We start from the raw sequence: 18,639 nt of genomic DNA on the forward strand, positions 1-18,639 counted from the left end.
AGTTACCGCCGGTACGGGCCGTCGCCCGGCCGGTCCCCTCGCCGGACCCGCGAGCGCTTAGGCTGCGGGTGTGTCGGAACACGAGGCGGAACCCCAGGGCACGGTACGCGAATACCGCACGGAGGAGCTGGCGGATGCGGCCGGGATCACGGTGCGCACCCTGCGCTTCTACCGTGAGCGGAAGCTGCTGCCGCCGCCGCGCCGCGAGGGCCGGATCGCCTGGTACGACGACCACCACCTGGCCCGGCTGCGGACCATCGCGGCCCTGCTGGAGCGCGGGCACACCCTGGGCGGCATCGCGGAGCTGACGGCCGCCTTCGAGAACGGCCGGGACGTGAACCAGCTCGGCGAGCTGCTGGGGCTGGGCGAGGGCGGCGGCCTGGGCTGGTCGGAGGAGACGCCGGTCCGGCTCACCCCCGAGGAGCTGGCCGACTACTTCGAGGGCGAGGTCACCCCGGAGAACCTGGCCGCCTCGCTGGACCTCGGCTACCTGGCAGTGGACGGCGACGAGATCGTGCACGTCAGCCGGCGGCTGCTGGACGTGTCCTCGGCGCTGGTGCGCGAGGGCGTGCCGCTGGCGGCCGTCCTGGAGACGGGACGGCGGGTGCGGGAGCACGCGGAGGCGCTGGCCGGCCTCTTCACGGACCTGATCGCGGCGCACGTGTCGGCGGAGCCGGAGGACACGGCCGGCCCGGTGGACCCGGAAGTGCTGGCCAAGGCCGTGGACCGCCTCCGCCCGCTCGCGAAGAGCGTGGTGGAGGCGGAACTCTCGATGGCCATGGACCGGCGGCTGCGGGGGCAGTGACCGGCGCGGTCCCCTCCGGGGGCCGGCCGGAGCCTGCCCGGGGCGTGCCCGAGGCCTGTCAGAGGTCGTAGACCACGGTGACCGGCGCGTGGTCGGACCAGCGCTCGGGGTGGGTCTCGGCGCGCTCGACGAAGCCCTTGACGGCCTTCTCGGCCAGTCCGGGCGTGGCCACGTGCAGGTCGATCCGCCAGCCGGCGTCGTTGTCGAAGGCGCGGCCGCGGTAGGACCACCAGGAGTACGGACCGGGCTGCTCGGGGTGCAGGGCGCGCACCACGTCGACGTACCCGCCCTCGTCGCCGTAGACCTTGCCGAGCCACTCGCGCTCCTCGGGGAGGAAGCCGGCGCTCTTGCGGTTGGTCTTCCAGTTCTTGAGGTCCGCCTCGTTGTGGCAGATGTTCCAGTCGCCGCAGACCAGCACCTCGCGCCCCTCGGCGGCCGAGCGGACCTTCAGCTCGGCGAGGTAGGGCAGGAACTCGGCCATGAACCGGTACTTCTCGTCCTGCTTCGCGGTGCCCGCCTCGCCCGAGGGCAGGTAGAGGCTCGCGACCGTCACGCCGGGCAGGTCGGCCTCGACGTACCGGCCGCTGCCATCGAACTCCTCGCTGCCGAAGCCGACCTGCACGCGCTCGGGGGCGCGGCGCGTGTACAGCGAGACGCCGGCCCGGCCCTTGGCCGCGGCGGGGGCGTGCAGGGTGTGCCAGCCCTCGGGCTCGCGCAGCTCGTCGGGGATCTGGTGCGCCTCGGCCCGCACCTCCTGCATGCAGACCACGTCGGCGTCGGTGCCGGCCAGCCAGGGCACCAGGCCCTTCTTGGACGCGGCACGGATGCCGTTGACGTTCACGGAGGTCACGGTGATCAAAGCGGGCTCCCCAGATCGGACAAAACGTGGAGAGCCTAACCGGAGCCGCCCCCGCGGCGGCTCCGCGTCTCATTCCCCGGGGCGGCGCGGCGCCCCGGGGTGCCCGGCCCGTGCCCGGGGCGTGCCCGGGTGTGCCGGGGCGTGCCGGGCGTGCCCGGGGCGGCGCTCAGGGGTTGAGCGGCTTGGCCATGCAGCGGCTGGAGTCGTACTCCCGGTACAGGCCGAACTTCCGGGTCACGTGTGCGTACCCCTCGGACAGGTAGAGCTTGATCGCCTCCGGCTGCTGGTCGCCGGTCTCCAGGGCCATCCGCAGCCGCCCCGCCGCGCGCGCCGAGTCCTCCAGCTCCGCGAGGATGCGCCGGGCCAGCCCGAGGCCGCGGGCCTCCGGGACGACGTACATGCGCTTGAGCTCGGCGTCGCCGTCCGCGTAGCCCTCTTCGTTCTCGTCCTGGGCGCGCCAGCCGCCACTGGCCACCGGCTCGCCCGCGGCGTTGTACGCCAGCAGGTACAGGCCGTTCGGCGGGGTGAACATGCCGGGGTCGAGCGGGGTCGCGTCGCCCTCGCCGTCGTACCGCTGCCGGTACTCGATCTGCACGCGGTCGTTCAGCTCCACCGCGTCCGGGTGGTCGTACGGCGTGGGCCGGATCTCGATGATCCCGTGGTCGGTGCGGCGGGCGGTCCCGTCCGTGGTCCCGTGAGGCATTCGAACATCGTACTGAGCCGTGCCGCGGGGCCCGGGCGGGTGTGCCCGGGCCGCCTTCCTCAGGCCCGCAGGTCAGCCGCCGTCACGACAGCCAGACCGGCGCGTCCGTGCCCCAGCGGGACGGCGTACGGGACCAGTCGGCGGGGCCGACGGCCACGGGCGGCAGCGCGTGGCGCAGCTCCCCGTACCCGGAGGGCGCCGGGCGCAGCCAGTCCCCGGCCGCGTACGGTTCCTCGCCCGGCGCCACCGGCGCGACCTCCCGCACCAGCCAGGAGGCCGTCCCCGCGAGGGAGAGCCGCACCGTGCGGCCCCCGCCCCCGGCGAGCGCCCGCATCACGGCACCGGCCGTCAGGTACCCCGTACCGTGGTCGAGCGCCTGCGCGGGCAGCACCCCGGGGCGCCCCTCCGCGTCCGCCTCCGCGGCGGAGATCCCGTAACCGGCCTGGACCAGCGAGTCGAAGCCCCGGCGGCCCGACCAGTCGCCGGTCCAGCCCCATGCGCACAGCTCGGCCACGACCAGTCCCGGCCGCCGCTCCAGCAGGGCCTCCGCGGACAGTCCGAGCCGGTCCAGCGCCCCCGGCCGGTACCCCGAGACCACCACGTCGGCGGTGGCCAGCAGTTCCTCGAACACCGCCCGGTCCCCGGCGGCGGTCAGGTCCAGCCGCGCCGAGCGCTTCCCGAAGCCGGTGTCGGCGTGCGCGTCGTCCGCCTCGGGCAGCTGCGGCGGGTCCACCCGCAGCACGTCGGCGCCCAGCAGTCCGAGGGTGCGCGTGGCGACGGGGCCCGCGATCACCCGGGTGAGGTCGAGCACGCGTACGCCGGAGGCGGGCAGCACCGCGCCGTCCGGGGCCGTGGCGGCGGGCCCGAGCTCCCGTCCCCCGCCGGACCGGGGCCCCCAGGTGACCAGGGGCTGCGGGTCCCCGTAAGGCTGCGCCACCGCGACCGCCAGTCCGCCGGCCGCGTACACCCGCTCCTGGACCTCGGCCGCGCGCAGCCCTTCGAGCTGCTTGCGCATCACCTCGGGGGCCCGGTCGTCGTCGGGGATGCCCAGGGCGGTGAGCAGCGGGCCGCGGTGGTGCGGGTAGTTGGCGTGCGTCCGAAGCCAGCCGTCGGCCGTCCGCCAGAAGCCGGAGAGGGGCGCGAAACTGACCGGTGCGCGGCCCTCGACGAGCAGGTGGCGCTCGCTGACGAAGGCCGTGGAGACCGCACCCTCGTCCACGGTGAGCGGGCCGTCGCCTGACCCGGGCCGGCGGCCCGCGCGGACCGCCGCGAGTTCGTCGGCGGCGAGCGAGCAGGCCCCGACGGTGGCCCTGGCGAGTTCGCGCACCGGCAGCCGACCGGTGCCGAGGGCGCTGCCGCCCCGGTACTCCACGCGTCCGGCCGCCGCCGCGTCGCCACCCAGCGCGGCCCAGGCCTGCGCGGTGGTCTCGTCTCCCCGTGTTGTCGTCATGATCCATTCATGCCACGCCGACGGCGGGTGGAGACCGTGCAGTTCGTCACGTCGCACGGTCGAAACCTCATGCCACTCGAACCGGTGAACAGTTTCGCTCGCCCGAGCGAACCGGCGTGACCACGGACAGTGACACTGGCCACACTCGGTAGCGGCACCGGTGATCGACCGGGGGCCTTCTTCCACTCCTCGACGGGAGCTTTCGCCATGCCCAAGTACCGAGCCCTGACCAGCACGCTCGCCGCCACGGCCCTGCTCTTCGGACTGTCCACCGCGGTCGCCTCGCCCGCCGCGGCCAACCCCTGCGGCTTCTACGAGACGCACAGCGACGCCTGGTACAACCACTGCGCGACCGACACGCGCGTCATCATCGAGGTCGAGGTGTGGGGCCCCAACTACGAGCGCTGCGTGGGCCCCGGCGACACCTGGCTGGGCTCCGCGAGCAAGATCGACGGCGCCTGGTACGTGGGCCGCACCTGCTGACCGGCACCCCGGCCCTCTTTCCCGTTCCCCGCCACACCCCCTGACAGGTGGTCCCGCCCGGTTTGCGAGGCCCGGGCGGGACCACCACACGTTCCCGCGGCGGCGCCTCAGCCGGCCGCCGGGCGCCGGTACTCCGCGACCGGCAGCCCGCCGATGCCCCAGTCCTCCGGCTCGACCTCGTCGATGACCACGAAGGTGGTCGCGGGGTCCTTGCCGAGCACCTCGGCCAGGAGCCGGGTGACCCTGCCGATGATCTCGGCCTTCTGTGCGCGGGTGACCCCCTCGCGCGTGACCTTCACGTTGACGTACGGCACGTCAGCCTCCGGCGTTCTCGGGGGCGGAGGTCTCGTAGTGGAAGACCTTGGCCACGATCTGCCAGCGCCCCTCCACGTGGACCAGGGTCAGGAAGTCGGTGCAGAAGCGGGGGCCGAGCGCACACTCCACCCGCGCCAGGGCCGTCACCGGCCCGGCGAAGTCGACCGACACGATCCGGTCGCGGCGCCCCTCGCCCCGCGCCGCGGGCGGCTCGCGCCGCGCCACCACCGGGAAGTACGCGTCCATGTCCAGCCGCAGCAACTCGCCCCCGCCGGCGGTGGCGTACACGGCCCCGGGATGGAACACCCCCGCGAGCAGCTCTGTGTCGCCGGTGTAGAGCCCGTCGAAGTACCGGCCGAGCACCTCGCGGACGGCGGCGTCCCGCCCCGCCGCGCCGGGCGCGTCCGATGCGCCGGTGATCACTTCCGTGGCCATGTCTGCCGCCTCTCGTCGCAGGTCGCGAGAACTCACGAGAACCCAGGAGGAACTCACCGGAACGCGCACCCCGACGCTACGAGCGGCCGGCCGATCACACCACGACGGAAAAAGAAGCGACCGATAACGTGGCCTTATGAACCAGGACCTGGACCTGCGGGACCTCGAACTCCTCGCCGCCACCGCCGAGTCCGGCTCCCTCACGGCCGCCGCCGAGCTCCTGTACGTCAGCCAGCCCGCCCTCTCGCAGCGGCTGACCCGCCTGGAGGACCGGCTGGGCATGCCGCTCTTCGACCGCAGCGGCCGGCGGCTGGTCCCGAACGCCGCGGGAAAGCGGCTGCTGGTGACGGCCCACCGGGTGCTGGGCGAGATCCGCTCCGCCACCCGCGACCTGCGGGAGATGCGCGAGGGCCGCGACCGGCGGGTCCGGTTCACCGCCCAGTGCAGCACCACCCTGCCGTGGCTGCCGCCGGTGATCCGCGCGTTCCGGGAGCGGCACCCGGAGGCCGAGGTCCGTCTGGAGACCGTCCCCGACGACGCCCCGGTTCCCGCCCTGCTGGCCGACCTCGTCGACGTGGCCCTCGTCACCAAGCCGGACCGGGAGGCCGACCGGGTCGCCCTCACCCGCCTCTTCGACGACGAGATGGTGGCCGTGGTGCCGCGGGACCACCCGTGGGCCGCCCGCCCGCACCTCACCGCGGAGGACTTCGCCGAAGCCCACCTGATCCTCTTCGACGCGTACGACCAGACCCGCATCCCGTCGGTCCCCCTGCCGCTCCCCCACGGCGCGCGGCCGGCCCGGATCACCACCATGCCGGTGGTCACGGACCTGGTGATCGAGATGGTGGCGGGCGGCCAGGGCGTGACGGTCCTGCCGAACTGGGCCGCGGCCCCGTACGTCGCGACGCACGGCCTGGCCCTGGTCCGCCCGGCCCCCGCCCCCCTGACCCGCACCTGGTCCTGCGCCACCCGCCGGGGCCCCCTCCCGCCCCACGTCGCGGCCTTCGCGGAGGTCCTCGCCGAACACCTCCGCGCCCACCCCGCTGTCAGTGCCCGCCCCTAACGTGGCTGCATCGACCCACACACCCGATTGCTGCCGGGCGCGTGGCTACCCGAACCCGCCCCGGCGGCCCCACGAGGGCACAGCGACCGCCGGGGCGGACGCGTACCGTCGGCTCACGGCGGGTCAGGAGTAGGTCATCGGGCACGACCACCGCACCGAGTGCTCCGCCGCCCGGAGGTGGACGGCGGCGTAGAAGGCGGTGTCCGGGTCCTCGGCCCACGGCCCCGGATGGCTGACGGCAGCCGCCGCGGCCTCCGTGCTGTCGAACCAGTTGGTCAGCGCCAGGCTGCCGCCGTCCCGGGGAACCTGCGGGGGAAGCCCGAGCCGCACCGCCAGTCCCCGAGCCGCCTCCAGGGCCCCCCGCGCGCTGCCGACCGTGGTGACGTCGCTGTAGGGCCCCGGCACGGACAGCTCGAACACACCGCTGAACCCGGCCGGTACGAGCAGCTCCCACCCGAGCAGCGCATCAACGACGCCGGCCCCACCGGGCTGAGCCCGGCACAGCGCCTCGAACCCCTCGATGGGCCGGCTCATCTTCTCCTCGAACCCCACCGCCGGCTCGGCCCATGCCCCGAAGACCGGCACCCCCCGCCGCCCCAACTCCACACCCAGCGCCCCCGCCAGCCCCCCGTAAACCTCCGGGTCGGCCCAGTCCCCGGCATCAACACCACACAAGTAGATCCCCATCCCCGGAACCTAGACCCCACCACCGACACCGGACCCGTCCGAACCTCGGCCCACCCCGCGACGGGCTGTCAGCACCCGGCGGTTGAATACGCCCCATGACCGTTCACGACTTGCTGCCCAGGCTCCCCGACCCCGCCGTCCTGGTCGCCCGGTGCCGGGCGTTCTCACTGCTCGACAGCATCCTCGACGACGGGCTGCCCACCCACTCGTTCGTGCGCGGCTGGCGCGCGGGAGTCGACCTGGCAACCATGGAGAACGGCTCCGGCGACCAGTACGCCGTCGTCTTCGACCCAGCCGGCGTCTTCCTCTACGGGTTCGACCACGAGTGCGACGCCACGCCCTGGCGGGAAGAGCCCCGATCGCACTGGCCCGGGCTGCTCGACGGTCTCCCGGAACCAATCGCCCACTACGCCTCCGCTCCGGAGTTCCGGTTCGACGGGTTCTTCGACGCGACGGTGTGCGCGTGGCGCGAGACTGGCGCCGCCCGGTGGGAGTGCGGGCCGGTCGAGTTCGACGCCACAGAGTCCGACGGCGCGGACTGGCTGTTCGACCTCCTCGCCGACGGCAGCCCGGAGGCGTACGCCCGCTTCGCCGAGGACTACTACGAACAGCCCGTCGACCTGGCGGCCGTGCAGGACGTACTGACAGGCGCCCCCCTGACCCGCGAAACGGTCGCAGCGCTCTCCGCCACGGCGAACTTCGAGGCGATCGCCGCCACGGCCCAGGCCCTGGGCCACCCCGTCGCTGCCCCGTCAGCCTGAGCCACCCTCGGCCCGACAACCCGTCCGGATGCTCGGGCCGCAGGGAGCACAAGAGCGAACAGGTCCTGAAACGCAGAGATCCCGGCCGGTCTTTCGACCGGTCGGGATCTCATGACGATTCTCGGTGGCTATCCGAGAACTGTCGTTTGTGGACCTGTGGGGATTTGAACCCCAGACCCCCTCGATGCGAACGAGGTGCGCTACCAGACTGCGCCACAGGCCCTTGCGACGTGTGAAACATTAGCAGGTGATCCGGGCGGCTCCAAAATCCGTTCCCCGGGCGTCTTCGTGCAGGTCATCGCGCGGGGTGCGGGCGGGGCCGCGCCGGGTCACTCGTTCGCGGCGCGGGGGCGGTCGCCGTCCTCGTACTGGTCGAAGAGCGGCGTGCGGCCGCGCTCGCGCGGGCGGCGCTGCGGGGCCGGGCGCTGGCCGTTCTGGGGGCGGCCCCCCGGCTGGCCGGGGGCGGCGTCCCGGTCCGGCTTCGCGTCCGCCTTCGGTTCCTGCGGGCGCGCCTTCAGGCGCGGGTCCGTCGGCTCGGCGGTGGACGACCGCGCCGCGCTCCAGCCGTCCGTCACCGCCGGCCCGGTGGCCCGGGGGGCCACGGGTGCCGTCACGTACGTCGGCAGCGGCACCGGCACCGGCTCCCAGCTGTCGCCGCGCGCCGGTCCCCGCTCGCGCTCGCGCTGCTGGTCCACCCACTCGGCGTGGTCGGTCTGCTCGACCAGCGCGCGGCGCCCGGCCTCCTGCGGGGAGACGACGGGCGCGGGCTCGGGTTCCGTACGCGGCTCCGCCGCCTCCGGCTCGCGCCGCCGCTGACCGGTCTCCCGCAGCCGCTGCGCGGCGGCCTCGGCCCTGCGCCGGTCCATCGTGAACGTGAACCGCCGCCGCTCCTGCACCCGCAGGTGGACGATGTACGCGCTCAGCAGGACGGCCGGGACGCCCGGGGCCCACAGGAAGCCCAGGCCGCCGACGGCCGCGACGACGGCCCCCAGCGTGAAGGCGAGGAAGAGGACGGCGGTGGTACGGCGCCGCCGGGCCAGCACCTTGGTGCGCTGCTGGCGCCGGGCGCGCTCGGCCGTGACGACGGCCGGTTCGGGCCGGGTCGGGGGCACGACGACGGCCCGGGCGTCGGCGGAAGGGATCGCTTCCGTCCCGGCGTCCGGGTCCGAGTGGGGCTCCGCCTCCTCGACACCGCGCTCACGCAGACCCTTGGCGTAACGGCGCTCCATACCCGCCCGGCCGGACAACAGCCGGATGGCGGTGGAGAAGCGTTCCGTCGGACGGGCCTCGTTCAGCTCGTCCTGCCTGCGGAGCCACATCGGCACCAAGTAGGCGGCCCAGGCCCCGACAATGACTGCGTAGATGAGGCCGCTGCTGCTCACACCCCACACCGTAGAGGGGTTGGGGCGGCGACATCGGCCAATTGGGCCGGTGTGTCGCACGATCTGGCTGATATCACGGACTTTTTTTGTGATTCTTCGGATCAGTTTATGGATGAATCGGATTCAAGCCCTGACCCTGGACACATCCCCGGCCGAAATTATTCGAACAGATTTGTTATTTCTGCGGAGTGCCCGGCCGGGCCCGGTGCCAGCGGCTCAGCAGCCCCTCCGGCACCTCCTCCGCGGTCAGGGCGAAAACCAGGTGGTCGCGCCACGCGCCGTCGATGTGGAGGTAGCGCGGCCGCAGGCCCTCCTCGCGGAATCCGAGTTTCTCCACGACCCGCCGGCTCGGCCCGTTCTCCGGGCGGATGCACACCTCGATGCGGTGCAGTCCGACGGTGCGGAAACAGTGGTCCACCGCCAGCGCCACGGCCGTCGGCATCACGCCCCGGCCCGCGACGTCGCGGTCGACCCAGTAGCCCACGTGACCGGCGCACATCGAGCCCCAGGTGATGCCGGCCACCGTGAGCTGGCCGGCCAGCCGGCCCTGGTACTCGATGACGAACGGCAGCATCCGGCCCGCGTTCGCCTCCGACCGCAGGTGCCGGACCATCTGCCGGTACGTCGGGCGGTGGATCACCGGCCCCCACGGCGCGGGCGGCGGGATCGTCGCCTCCCACGGGCGCAGCCAGTCGCGGTTGCGCCGGTTCACCTCGCGCCAGGGCCGCTGGTCGCGCAGCCTGATGGGCCGGAGGACCACATCGCCGTCCGCCAGCACCACGGGCCAGGAGGGTCGGTTCAGCTCGGGCTCCCCTCGGGCCGCGGGTGGTCGCCGCCCCGGATCTGGTCCACGGCGTGCACCAGGATCCGCTCCAGTACGGCGAGCCCGTCCCGTACGCCGCCGGTCGAGCCCGGCAGGTTCACGATCAGGGTGCGGCCCGCCACGCCGGCCAGGCCGCGGGAGAGGGCCGCGGTCGGCACCTTCGCCAGCGATTCGGCGCGGACGGCCTGCGGGATGCCCGGGACCTCGTAGTCCAGCACGCGGGCGGTCATGTCGGGGGTCCGGTCGGTGGGCGAGATGCCCGTGCCGCCGGTGGTCACAATGACGTCGAAGCCCTCGGCCACGCCCTCGCGCAGCGCCTGCTCCACCGGGTCGCCGTCCGGCACCACGCGCGGGCCCGCGACCTCGAAGCCGAGCCGGGTCAGGCCGTCCGCGAGCAGCGGGCCGCCCTTGTCCTCGTACACGCCGGCCGACGCCCGGTTGGAGCACGTGACGACCAGGGCGCGCAGGCCGGGGGTGTCCGTGGCGGGCGGCTGGGCCGCCCGGGCCTCGCCGGCCGCGGGACCCGGACCGTGGCTGTGGCTGTGCGCCTCGCCGCCGCGGGGGGTCACGACCGGCTCCAGTCGCCGGACTTGCCGCCGGTCTTCTCCTCCACCCGGACGTCGGTGATGACCGCGCCCTTGTCGACGGCCTTGACCATGTCGATCACGGTGAGGCCGGCCACGGCGACGGCGGTCAGCGCCTCCATCTCCACGCCCGTGCGGTCCGTGGTCCTGACGGTGGCGAGGATCTCCACGGCGTCGTCCGCGACCGTGAGGTCGACCTTGACGCCGGAGACGGCGAGCGGGTGGCAGAGCGGGATCAGGTCCGGGGTCTTCTTGGCGCCCATGATCCCCGCGATGCGCGCGGTGGCGAGGGCGTCGCCCTTGGGCACGCCCTCGCCGCGGAGCAGTTCGATGACGCGGGGCGCGACCAGCACCCGTCCAGTGGCGCGGGCGGTCCGGGTGGTCACGTCCTTCTCGGAGACGTCCACCATCCGGGCCGCGCCCGCCTCGTCGATGTGGGTCAGCCTGCTGTTGCTGCTCATGTGCTGTGCCGCTCCCGTTCCGGGCCCCGCAAGGGCCTGTGTGGGCGACACGGTACCCGCACCGGCCCCTCCTCAGCCGAGCAGGACCACTTCCAGCTCGGTGCCCGGCTCCACCGAGGTGACGTCCTCCGGTACGACGATCAGCGCGTCGGCGTGGGCCAGCGCGGCGATCAGGTGGGAGCCGGAGCCGCCGACCGGGCTGACGGTGCCGCTCTCCGCGTCGTACTTCCCGCGGAGGAACTGGCGGCGGGCGGCCGGGGAGCGCAGCGCCTTGTCCGACTTGAGGGCGGCCCGCACGCTGGGCCGGCTGACGTCGTCCAGGCCCATCAGGGTGCGGATGGCGGGGCGCACGAAGAGCTCGAAGGAGACGTACGAGGAGACCGGGTTGCCCGGCAGGGCCATCAGCGGGGTGTGGTCGGGGCCGATGGAGCCGAAGCCCTGGGGCTTGCCGGGCTGCATGGCGAGCTTGCGGAAGTCGATGCCGCTGCCGGGCTCGTCCTCGTCCCCGACGGAGGACAGCGCCTCCTTGACCACGTCGTACGCGCCGACGCTGACGCCGCCCGTGGTCACCAGCAGGTCCGCGCGGATCAGCTGGTCCTCGATGGTGGAGCGCAGGGTCTCGGCGTCATCCGCGACCGCTCCCACCCGGTAGGCGATGGCGCCGGCGTCCCGCGCGGCGGCGGCCAGGGCGAAGCTGTTGGAGTCGTAGATCCGGCCCTCGGTCAGCGGCTCGCCGGGCTGGACGAGCTCGCTGCCGGTGGACAGGACGACCACGCGGGGGCGGGGCCGGACCCGGACCGTGCCACGGCCGATGGCGGCGAGCAGGGCGATCTGCGGCGGGCCGAGGACGGTGCCCGCGCTCAGCGCGAGGTCCCCGGCCTGGACGTCGCTGCCGCGGGAGCGCACGTGGGCGCGGGCCTCGGCGGCGCGGTAGACCCGGACCTCGCCCCCGGCGCCCTCGGGGGCGGCGCTGGCGGCGGTCATGCCGGTGGCCGCGCCGCCGCCGGTGCCGCCGTCGGTCCACTCGACGGGTACGACGGCCTCGGCGCCCGGCGGGAGCGGGGCGCCCGTCATGATGCGGGCGGCCTGCCCGGGGCCGACGGTGGGCAGCTCGCCGCTGCCCGCCGCGACGTCGCCGATGACGGTCAGCACCGCGGGGTACTCCTCGCCGGCGCCCGAGACGTCGGCCACGCGGACGGCGTACCCGTCCATCGAGCTGTTGTCGAAGGGCGGCAGGGCAACGGGCACGGTGACGTCCTCGACGAGGACGCAGCCCTGGGCGTCGAGCAACTGCAGCTCGATCGGCTCCAGCGGACGGACGGCCGCGAGGACGTCCGCCAGGTGCTCGTCCACCGACCAGAGGCGGCCGGTGTCCTGGGGTGCGGTGCTGCTCAAGGTGCTACATCTCCTCGGTGACGTAACTGCGAAGCCAGGTCCGGAACTCGGGGCCGAGGTCCTCGCGCTCGCACGCGAGCCTGACGATGGCCCGGAGGTAGTCTCCCCGGTCCCCGGTGTCGTAACGGCGGCCCTTGAAGACCACGCCGTGCACCGGGCCGCCCACGGTCTCGTCGGCGGCGAGCTTCTGCAGGGCGTCGGTGAGCTGGATCTCCCCACCGCGGCCCGGCTCGGTCTCACGCAGTATGTCGAAGATCGCGGGGTTGAGGACGTACCGTCCGATGATCGCGTAGTTCGAGGGGGCCTCGGCGGCCTCCGGCTTCTCGACCAGGTCGGTCACCACGACGACGTCCTCGTCCTCGGTGGCCTTCACGGCGGCGCAGCCGTAGAGGTGGATCTGGGCGGGCTCGACCTCCATGAGGGCGATGACGGAGCCGCCGGTGCGGTGCTGGACCTCGACCATCTTCGCGAGCAGGGGGTCGCGGGGGTCGATCAGGTCGTCGCCGAGGAGGACGGCGAAGGGCTGGTCGCCGACGTGCGGGGCGGCGCACAGGACGGCGTGGCCCAGGCCGCGGGGGTCGCCCTGGCGGACGTAGTGCATGGTGGCCAGGTCGCTGGACTCCTGGACCTTCTTCAGGCGGTCGTCGTCGCCCTTGGCCACGAGCGCGGACTCCAGCTCGTAGTTGCGGTCGAAGTGGTCCTCCAGCGGCCGCTTGTTACGGCCCGTGATCATCAGGACGTCGCTCAGACCCGCGGCGACCGCCTCCTCCACCACGTACTGGATCGCCGGCTTGTCGACGACGGGCAGCATTTCCTTGGGCGTGGCCTTGGTTGCCGGCAGGAACCGGGTGCCGAGTCCGGCCGCCGGGATGACAGCCTTGGTGATCACTTGGTGCGACTGAGTCATGGGCGGCACGATATCCGCTGACCCTGTGCAGAAGGTTTGCTTCCGGTTAATACGGGCTGTTTTAGAAGGGTTTATGAGCCAGCTGTGACTGAGAACAGATCCGCCAAATCGGACCTTCGGCGCGAACTTATCGCTTCGCGGCGCGCGTTGACGCCCGAGGCCGTCGCGGAAGCCGCCGCACGGCTGGCCGTCCGGGCCCTCGACCTGCCCGAACTCGCCCGGGCGGGAACCGTCGCCGCGTACGTCTCGGTCGGCACGGAGCCCGGCACCCGCGCCCTGATCGACGGGCTGCGGGCCCGCGGGACGCGCGTGCTGCTGCCCGTGCTGCTGCCCGACAACGACCTCGACTGGGCCCTGTACGAGGGCCCGGAGAGCCTCGCCGAGGTGGCCCACGCGGGGAAGATGCGGCTGCTGGAGCCCGCCGGGCCGCGCCTGGGGCCGGCCGCCGTGACCGGTGCCGACGCGGTGCTGCTGCCCGGGCTCGCCGTCGACGTCCGCGGGATGCGGCTGGGGCGCGGCGGGGGCTCGTACGACCGGGTGCTCGCGCGTCTGGAGGCGGCGCGGGCGCACCCGGACCTGGTGGTGCTGCTGTACGACGCCGAGGTGGTGGACCGGGTGCCCGAGGAGCCCCACGACCACCCCGTGGACGCCGTGGCCACGCCCTCGGGCGTACGGCGCTTCCGGACGGCCTGAAGACGCGCCCGGAAACCCGCCCGGAAACCCGCCCGGAAACGCCGGGAGGGGGACCCCTTGCGGGATCCCCCTCCTCGGCTCCGGCCGCACCGGGCCCTTCGGCCCCTACGGCTTGAGGACCAGCGTGTCCTCGGTCGCCTTGTCCACGGCCTCCTTGCTGAACGCCCAGTCCAGCAGCTCGCCCTTGGCCCAGAGGTCCGTCTGGTCCGTGTAGTGGCTGTTGTAGGCGTGGCCGGAGGCTCCGGTCAGGTTGATCCAGCGGGACTTGTCCAGGTCGTTGAGGTTCACGACCATCCGCATCGACGGGACCCAGGTGACCGAGTACCCGCTCGCCGCGTTCCAGCCGGTGGCGTTGACCGTGGCCTCGCCGCCGCCCAGGTTCCAGGGGCCGCGGTTGAGCAGCCACTGCATGAAGCCGGGGCCCTCGGTGCCGATCGTCTGGTTCTTGAGGGTCAGCCGGTGCAGGCGGCCCCAGCTCCAGGTGCCGGTGTCCTTGCCGAGCTTGGCGGTCAGCTCCCAGCGCGCGTCCTTCATGGCACGGGCGAAGAGCTGGTCACGGGTGGTGCTCGCCGGGTCGAGGCGGGTCGCCGGCGAGTGCCACCAGGCGGACTTCTCGTCCTTGATGAGGTTCCGGACCACCTCGAACCAGCGGTCGCCGCCGTCCGGCTGCGCCGAGTCCTCGTCGCGCTGGCCGCACTCGCGCACCAGCTCGCTCAGGTCGTCCGCCGGGCCGCTGGCGTCGGCGCGGACGTTCAGGCAGCGGCCCTCGATCCGCAGCTCCTTCGGCATCTTGTCGCCGAAGGCCAGCTGGAGGATGTTGCGCCAGACCGCGTTGAAGTAGGCGGCGGCGGCCGAGTCGGGCTCCTGGGTGTAGTTCCAGCCCTCCAGCAGGCGCTGCGCCTCGCGCACGTCCGGGTCGTCGATCTGGATCTTCGACAGGATGGGCGTCAGCAGCGTGGCGATCTCGCTGCTGTTGTCCGTCTGCATGGTGCGCATGTCGTCGGTCGAGACCTTGCCGCCGTCCTTGATCTTCGCCTCGATGAGGTCGTTGATCCGCTGGCTGCGGGCGCCGTAGCCCCAGTCGGTGGTGAGGGTGTACGGGTACTTGTCCTCGCCGCTCTGGATGACGGCCTGGTTGGCGGTCACGATGAAGCCGCGCTTGGGGTTGTAGTCGAAGGGCAGCTCGTCCTGCGGGACGAACTTCTTCCAGGCGTACTTCGAGTCCCAGCCCGGCGCCGGCATCCGGCCGTCGCCCGTGGTGCGGACCGGGATGCGGCCCGGGGCCTGGTAGCCGATGTTGCCGGTGGCGCCCTTGTTGTCGGCGTAGATCAGGTTCTGCGAGGGGACCTCGAAGTCGCGGGCGGCCGCCCGGAACTCCTTGAAGTCCCTGGCCCGGTTCAGCTTGAAGACGGCGTCCATCGACCTGCCCGGGTCCAGCGCGGTCCAGCGCAGGGCCACGGCGTAGCCGGTGCCGCGGTCCGGGGCGGACCCGGCGACGGGCGCGCGCTCGCCGACCGTGGCCAGCTCGTCGCTGCGGTCGGAGACCAGCGGACCGTTGTTCGTGGTCCGGACGGTGATCTTCTTGCTGGCCCCGCCGGCCACCTTGATGACCTCTTCGCGGGTGGTGAAGGGGAGGGTCTTCCCGTCGTAGACGTAGCCCTCGGGGCGGACCTGCTCCAGGTAGAGGTCGGTCACGTCGGCGCCGAGGTTGGTCATGCCCCAGGCGATGTCCTGGTTGTGGCCGATGACCACGCCGGGCATGCCGGAGAAGGTGAAGCCGGCGACGTCGTACTGGCAGGAGGCCGAGACCGTACGGCAGTGCAGGCCCATCTGGTACCAGACGGAGGGCAGCTGCGGAGCCAGGTGCGGGTCGTTGGCCAGCAGGGGCTTGCCGGTGGTGGTGTGGCGGCCGGAGACGACCCAGGAGTTCGAGCCGATGCCGGAGCCGTTCGGGCCCAGGATGGCCGGGATCTCGTCCAGGGTCTCGGAGAGGGCGGTCAGCTGGGTGCGCAGGCCCTGGCCGGCGCCTCGGAGGCTGCTGCCGGAGCCGTTGCCGGAGGAGGAGCCGGAGCCGGAGGCGCCCTGGGGGTCGTACTTGCCGGTGGCGGAGTCGACGCCGCCGCCCGTGACGATCGGCCGGTTACGGTCGAAGGGGTACGGCGGGTAGAGCTCGTCGATCTGCGCCTTGGTGAGGCGGCTGGACATCAGCGAGCGGTCGATCTCGTCCTGCATGTTGCCGCGCAGGTCCCAGGCCATGGCCTTGAGCCAGGCCACGGAGTCCACCGGGGTCCACTGCTCGGGGGCGTAGTCCTCGGTCAGCTTGAGGGCGGCGTGCTCGACGGACAGGTCCTTGCCGGAGCGGCCCTGCAGCCAGGCGTTGACCCCGTCGGCGTACGCCTGGAGGTACTTCTTCGTCTGGGGGGAGAGCTTGGTGTTGTACTCGGTCTCGGCGACGCGGCGCCAGCCGAGGGTGCGCAGGAAGGCGTCGGTCTCGACCTGGCCGCCGCCGAACATCTCCGACAGCCGACCGGAGGTCATGTGACGCCGGACGTCCATCTCCCAGAACCGGTCCTGCGCGTGTACGTACCCCTGCGCGCGGAACAGGTCCTCGTCGCTGTCGGCGTACAGCTGCGGGATGCCGTGGGCGTCGCGCTTGACCTCGACCCGGCCGGCCAGTCCCTTGAGCCGGATCTCGCCCGTGGTCTCGGGGTAGGAGGCACGGACGCTGTCGACGGTCCAGTAGGCGCCGTAGCCAAGGCCCGCGAGCAGCGCCAGTACCAGGAGGAGCACGATCAGACGGGCGCGTCGTCCCTTCTTCTTGGCGGAAGGGGCGGATTCGTTCGCGGGCATCGCTGTCCTTCGAGGGGGCAGGGTGGTCCTGGAGTGCTGGGAGCAACCATAGGCGCAGCGTCCACCCCATTCGGACGCGGTGTCAGGCACTTCCTCGAACTGGCGTTTCACAATGTGGCAATCCAGTCAAGGAATCGTCAAAGATTAGGTAAGGTAACGAAGTAACCGTGCCATCCGTCTGCCGGAGAAACGATCCGGTAAGGCGATCCGCGAAAGGACCGCCCGCTGACCGTCCACCAGCTCAACGAGCTCCTCCTGGTTTCCTCGCTCGTGCTGCTCATCGCCGTCGCGGCGGTGCGCGTCTCCTCGCGCAGCGGCCTGCCCAGCCTGCTCATCTACCTGGGCATCGGGGTGGCCATCGGGCAGGACGGGATCGGCGGGGTCACCTTCGACAACGCGGAGCTCACGCAGGTCATCGGTTACGCGGCACTGGTCGTGATCCTCGCCGAGGGCGGTCTCGGCACGAAGTGGAAGGAGATCAGGCCGGCCCTGCCCGCCGCGATCTCGCTCTCCCTGGTCGGCGTCGCGATCAGCGTCGGCGTGACGGCCGCGGGCGCCCACTACCTGGTCGGCCTGGAGTGGCGGCAGGCGCTGCTGATCGGCGCGGTCGTCTCCTCGACCGACGCGGCGGCGGTCTTCTCGGTCCTGCGCAAGGTGCCGCTGCCCTCGCGGGTCACGGGTGTGCTGGAGGCCGAGTCCGGCTTCAACGACGCCCCCGTCGTGATCCTGGTCGTGGCCTTCTCCACGGTCGGTCCGGTGGACGACTGGTACGTACTGGTCGGCAAGATCGCCCTGGAGCTGGCCATCGGCGCCGGCATCGGCCTGGCGGTGGGCTGGCTCGGCGCGTACGGGCTGCGGCACGTGGCCCTGCCCGCCTCGGGCCTCTACCCGATCGCCGTGATGGCCATCGCCGTGGTCGCGTACGCGGCGGGCGCCCTGGCACACGGCTCGGGCTTCCTCGCCGTCTATCTGGCGGCGATGGTGCTGGGGAACGCCAAGCTGCCGCACTGGCCCGCCACCCGCGGGTTCGCCGACGGACTCGGCTGGATCGCCCAGATCGGCATGTTCGTCCTGCTCGGCCTGCTGGTCACGCCGCACGAGCTGGCCGACGACATCCTGCCCGCGGTGCTGGTCGGCCTGGTGCTGACGCTGGTGGCCCGGCCGCTGGAGGTGTTCGCCAGCCTGGTGCCCTTCCGGCTGCCCTGGCGGGAGAAGGCCCTGATGAGCTGGGCCGGCCTGCGCGGCGCGGTGCCGATCATCCTGGCCACGATCCCGATGGTGTCCGGGATCGAGGGCAGCGAGCGGGTCTTCAACATCGTCTTCGTGCTGGTGGTCGTCTACACCCTGGTCCAGGGTCCGACGCTGCCGTGGCTGGCCCGCAAGCTGGACCTGGGCACCGACCGGGCCCCCACCGACCTCGGGATCGAGTCCGCGCCGCTGGAGCGGCTCCGCGGCCACCTGCTCTCCTTCTCCATCCCCGAGGGCTCCCGGATGCACGGAGTGGAGGTCAGCGAGCTGCGGCTGCCCGCGGGGGCGTCCGTCACCCTGGTCGTGCGGGACGCGCAGAGCTTCGTACCGCTGCCCGCGACGGTGCTGCGGCGCGGGGACGACCTGCTCGTGGTGGCCACGGATCCGGTACGGGACGCCGCGGAGGCCCGGCTGCGCGCCGTGGCACGCGGTGGCAAGCTGGCGGGCTGGCTGGGCACCGGGGGCGGCGGATCTTCACGCGGACAGGACGGTTCCGGAGGCTCTGGACCGCGTACGTCCCGTTAATCGCAGGTGAAATCTCAAACTTGTCTGCGAAATCACGGGGCACGGAGTGCCGCTCCCCTGTATCATGGCAGGACACCAGATCGAACCAACTCTGCCTGACGCAGAGCTGGCGCGACCGCTCGGCGGCCGTGGCCCCCTCCCGCAGTGGGTGGCCCAGGTATCACTCGGTTCTGCGCATGAGGACAGCTCTCGGGGCTCCGTAGTACGGGC

At 72.9% G+C, this 18,639-nt stretch carries 19 protein-coding genes and 1 tRNA gene; 6 read left to right on the forward strand and 14 right to left on the reverse strand.

Annotated features, from left to right (window positions below; translation table 11 throughout):
- Positions 1-70: 70 nt before the first annotated feature.
- Positions 71-805: a MerR family transcriptional regulator gene (locus tag ACIQUQ_RS13600; protein ID WP_403974881.1), complete on the forward strand. Its 735-nt coding sequence runs from the start codon at positions 71-73 to the stop codon at positions 803-805.
- A gap of 58 nt (positions 806-863) precedes the next feature.
- Here ACIQUQ_RS13600 and ACIQUQ_RS13605 read toward each other — a convergent pair whose 3' ends face one another.
- The 3 genes from ACIQUQ_RS13605 to ACIQUQ_RS13615 all read right to left on the reverse strand — a co-directional run bounded on the left by ACIQUQ_RS13605 (position 864) and on the right by ACIQUQ_RS13615 (position 3,817).
- The gene (locus ACIQUQ_RS13605; protein WP_403975131.1) at positions 864-1,655 is read right to left on the reverse strand and encodes an exodeoxyribonuclease III; all 792 of its coding nucleotides are present in this window, start codon (positions 1,653-1,655) and stop codon (positions 864-866) included.
- Positions 1,656-1,830: 175 nt separating this feature from the next.
- Entirely contained in the window at positions 1,831-2,316 is a 486-nt protein-coding gene (locus ACIQUQ_RS13610) for a GNAT family N-acetyltransferase (protein WP_403975133.1), read from the reverse strand.
- Between the two features lie 133 nt (positions 2,317-2,449).
- Complete coding sequence (locus ACIQUQ_RS13615; RefSeq protein WP_403974883.1) at positions 2,450-3,817, reverse strand: CoA transferase; 1,368 nt, start codon at positions 3,815-3,817, stop codon at positions 2,450-2,452.
- 207 nt (positions 3,818-4,024) lie between these two features.
- Between ACIQUQ_RS13615 and ACIQUQ_RS13620 the strand changes: the two genes are divergently transcribed.
- Entirely contained in the window at positions 4,025-4,300 is a 276-nt protein-coding gene (locus ACIQUQ_RS13620) for a DUF6355 family natural product biosynthesis protein (protein WP_399949766.1), read from the forward strand.
- A 107-nt stretch (positions 4,301-4,407) separates the two neighbouring features.
- Here ACIQUQ_RS13620 and ACIQUQ_RS13625 read toward each other — a convergent pair whose 3' ends face one another.
- Together ACIQUQ_RS13625 and ACIQUQ_RS13630 are read right to left on the reverse strand one after the other, a co-directional pair.
- Positions 4,408-4,614, reverse strand: coding sequence for a 4-oxalocrotonate tautomerase family protein (locus ACIQUQ_RS13625; protein ID WP_403974886.1), 207 nt, complete (start codon positions 4,612-4,614; stop codon positions 4,408-4,410).
- A 1-nt stretch (position 4,615) separates the two neighbouring features.
- Positions 4,616-5,050: a nuclear transport factor 2 family protein gene (locus tag ACIQUQ_RS13630; protein WP_403974889.1), complete on the reverse strand. Its 435-nt coding sequence runs from the start codon at positions 5,048-5,050 to the stop codon at positions 4,616-4,618.
- 136 nt (positions 5,051-5,186) lie between these two features.
- Between ACIQUQ_RS13630 and ACIQUQ_RS13635 the strand changes: the two genes are divergently transcribed.
- Positions 5,187-6,113 (forward strand): LysR family transcriptional regulator, encoded by a 927-nt coding sequence (locus tag ACIQUQ_RS13635; protein WP_403974892.1) that lies wholly within the window; start codon positions 5,187-5,189, stop codon positions 6,111-6,113.
- A 123-nt stretch (positions 6,114-6,236) separates the two neighbouring features.
- Here ACIQUQ_RS13635 and ACIQUQ_RS13640 read toward each other — a convergent pair whose 3' ends face one another.
- Positions 6,237-6,800 (reverse strand): hypothetical protein, encoded by a 564-nt coding sequence (locus ACIQUQ_RS13640; protein WP_403974894.1) that lies wholly within the window; start codon positions 6,798-6,800, stop codon positions 6,237-6,239.
- A 95-nt stretch (positions 6,801-6,895) separates the two neighbouring features.
- Here ACIQUQ_RS13640 and ACIQUQ_RS13645 point away from each other — a divergent pair, with 95 nt between their 5' ends.
- Positions 6,896-7,561, forward strand: a complete 666-nt coding sequence (locus ACIQUQ_RS13645) for a hypothetical protein (protein ID WP_403974895.1) — start codon at positions 6,896-6,898, stop codon at positions 7,559-7,561.
- A 149-nt stretch (positions 7,562-7,710) separates the two neighbouring features.
- Here ACIQUQ_RS13645 and ACIQUQ_RS13650 read toward each other — a convergent pair.
- From ACIQUQ_RS13650 to galU, 7 genes are all read right to left on the reverse strand, one after another.
- A tRNA-Ala gene (locus tag ACIQUQ_RS13650) sits at positions 7,711-7,784 on the reverse strand.
- A gap of 106 nt (positions 7,785-7,890) precedes the next feature.
- A complete protein-coding gene (locus ACIQUQ_RS13655; RefSeq protein ID WP_403974897.1) occupies positions 7,891-8,943 on the reverse strand; it encodes a hypothetical protein in 1,053 nt (350 codons plus the stop codon).
- A gap of 175 nt (positions 8,944-9,118) precedes the next feature.
- On the reverse strand, positions 9,119-9,724 hold the full coding sequence (locus ACIQUQ_RS13660; RefSeq protein WP_403659174.1) for a GNAT family N-acetyltransferase: 606 nt from the start codon (positions 9,722-9,724) through the stop codon (positions 9,119-9,121).
- 17 nt (positions 9,725-9,741) lie between these two features.
- Positions 9,742-10,233: a molybdenum cofactor biosynthesis protein B gene (locus ACIQUQ_RS13665; protein WP_403975135.1), complete on the reverse strand. Its 492-nt coding sequence runs from the start codon at positions 10,231-10,233 to the stop codon at positions 9,742-9,744.
- 98 nt (positions 10,234-10,331) lie between these two features.
- Complete coding sequence (gene moaC / locus ACIQUQ_RS13670) at positions 10,332-10,811, reverse strand: cyclic pyranopterin monophosphate synthase MoaC (RefSeq protein ID WP_403974899.1); 480 nt, start codon at positions 10,809-10,811, stop codon at positions 10,332-10,334.
- Between the two features lie 72 nt (positions 10,812-10,883).
- Complete coding sequence (gene glp, locus ACIQUQ_RS13675) at positions 10,884-12,206, reverse strand: gephyrin-like molybdotransferase Glp (RefSeq protein WP_403974902.1); 1,323 nt, start codon at positions 12,204-12,206, stop codon at positions 10,884-10,886.
- 4 nt (positions 12,207-12,210) lie between these two features.
- The gene (galU, locus tag ACIQUQ_RS13680) at positions 12,211-13,113 is read right to left on the reverse strand and encodes a UTP--glucose-1-phosphate uridylyltransferase GalU (RefSeq protein WP_403974904.1); all 903 of its coding nucleotides are present in this window, start codon (positions 13,111-13,113) and stop codon (positions 12,211-12,213) included.
- A gap of 147 nt (positions 13,114-13,260) precedes the next feature.
- On the opposite strand from galU, the gene ACIQUQ_RS13685 reads away from it, so the two are divergent.
- On the forward strand, positions 13,261-13,806 hold the full coding sequence (locus ACIQUQ_RS13685) for a 5-formyltetrahydrofolate cyclo-ligase (RefSeq protein WP_403974906.1): 546 nt from the start codon (positions 13,261-13,263) through the stop codon (positions 13,804-13,806).
- A gap of 105 nt (positions 13,807-13,911) precedes the next feature.
- Here the strand turns inward: ACIQUQ_RS13685 and ACIQUQ_RS13690 are convergent, their stop codons facing one another.
- Positions 13,912-16,656 (reverse strand): penicillin acylase family protein, encoded by a 2,745-nt coding sequence (locus ACIQUQ_RS13690; RefSeq protein ID WP_403974908.1) that lies wholly within the window; start codon positions 16,654-16,656, stop codon positions 13,912-13,914.
- Positions 16,657-16,926: 270 nt separating this feature from the next.
- Between ACIQUQ_RS13690 and ACIQUQ_RS13695 the strand changes: the two genes are divergently transcribed.
- Complete coding sequence (locus ACIQUQ_RS13695) at positions 16,927-18,429, forward strand: potassium/proton antiporter (RefSeq protein WP_403974910.1); 1,503 nt, start codon at positions 16,927-16,929, stop codon at positions 18,427-18,429.
- Positions 18,430-18,639 lie beyond the last annotated feature (210 nt).

It is taken from the genome of Streptomyces sp. NPDC101118 (assembly GCF_044759445.1).
Taxonomy (GTDB): domain Bacteria; phylum Actinomycetota; class Actinomycetes; order Streptomycetales; family Streptomycetaceae; genus Streptomyces.

Excerpts from the sequence above, each read along its gene's own strand:
- ACIQUQ_RS13615 (WP_403974883.1), bottom strand. The coding sequence starts at position 3,817 with ATGACGACAACACGGGGAGACGAGACCACCGCGCAGGCCTGGGCCGCG.
- ACIQUQ_RS13620 (WP_399949766.1), top strand. The coding sequence starts at position 4,025 with ATGCCCAAGTACCGAGCCCTGACCAGCACGCTCGCCGCCACGGCCCTG.
- ACIQUQ_RS13630 (WP_403974889.1), bottom strand. The coding sequence starts at position 5,050 with ATGGCCACGGAAGTGATCACCGGCGCATCGGACGCGCCCGGCGCGGCG.
- ACIQUQ_RS13635 (WP_403974892.1), top strand. The coding sequence starts at position 5,187 with ATGAACCAGGACCTGGACCTGCGGGACCTCGAACTCCTCGCCGCCACC.
- ACIQUQ_RS13640 (WP_403974894.1), bottom strand. The coding sequence starts at position 6,800 with ATGGGGATCTACTTGTGTGGTGTTGATGCCGGGGACTGGGCCGACCCG.
- ACIQUQ_RS13645 (WP_403974895.1), top strand. The coding sequence starts at position 6,896 with ATGACCGTTCACGACTTGCTGCCCAGGCTCCCCGACCCCGCCGTCCTG.
- moaC (WP_403974899.1), bottom strand. The coding sequence starts at position 10,811 with ATGAGCAGCAACAGCAGGCTGACCCACATCGACGAGGCGGGCGCGGCC.
- galU (WP_403974904.1), bottom strand. The coding sequence starts at position 13,113 with ATGACTCAGTCGCACCAAGTGATCACCAAGGCTGTCATCCCGGCGGCC.
- ACIQUQ_RS13690 (WP_403974908.1), bottom strand. The coding sequence starts at position 16,656 with ATGCCCGCGAACGAATCCGCCCCTTCCGCCAAGAAGAAGGGACGACGC.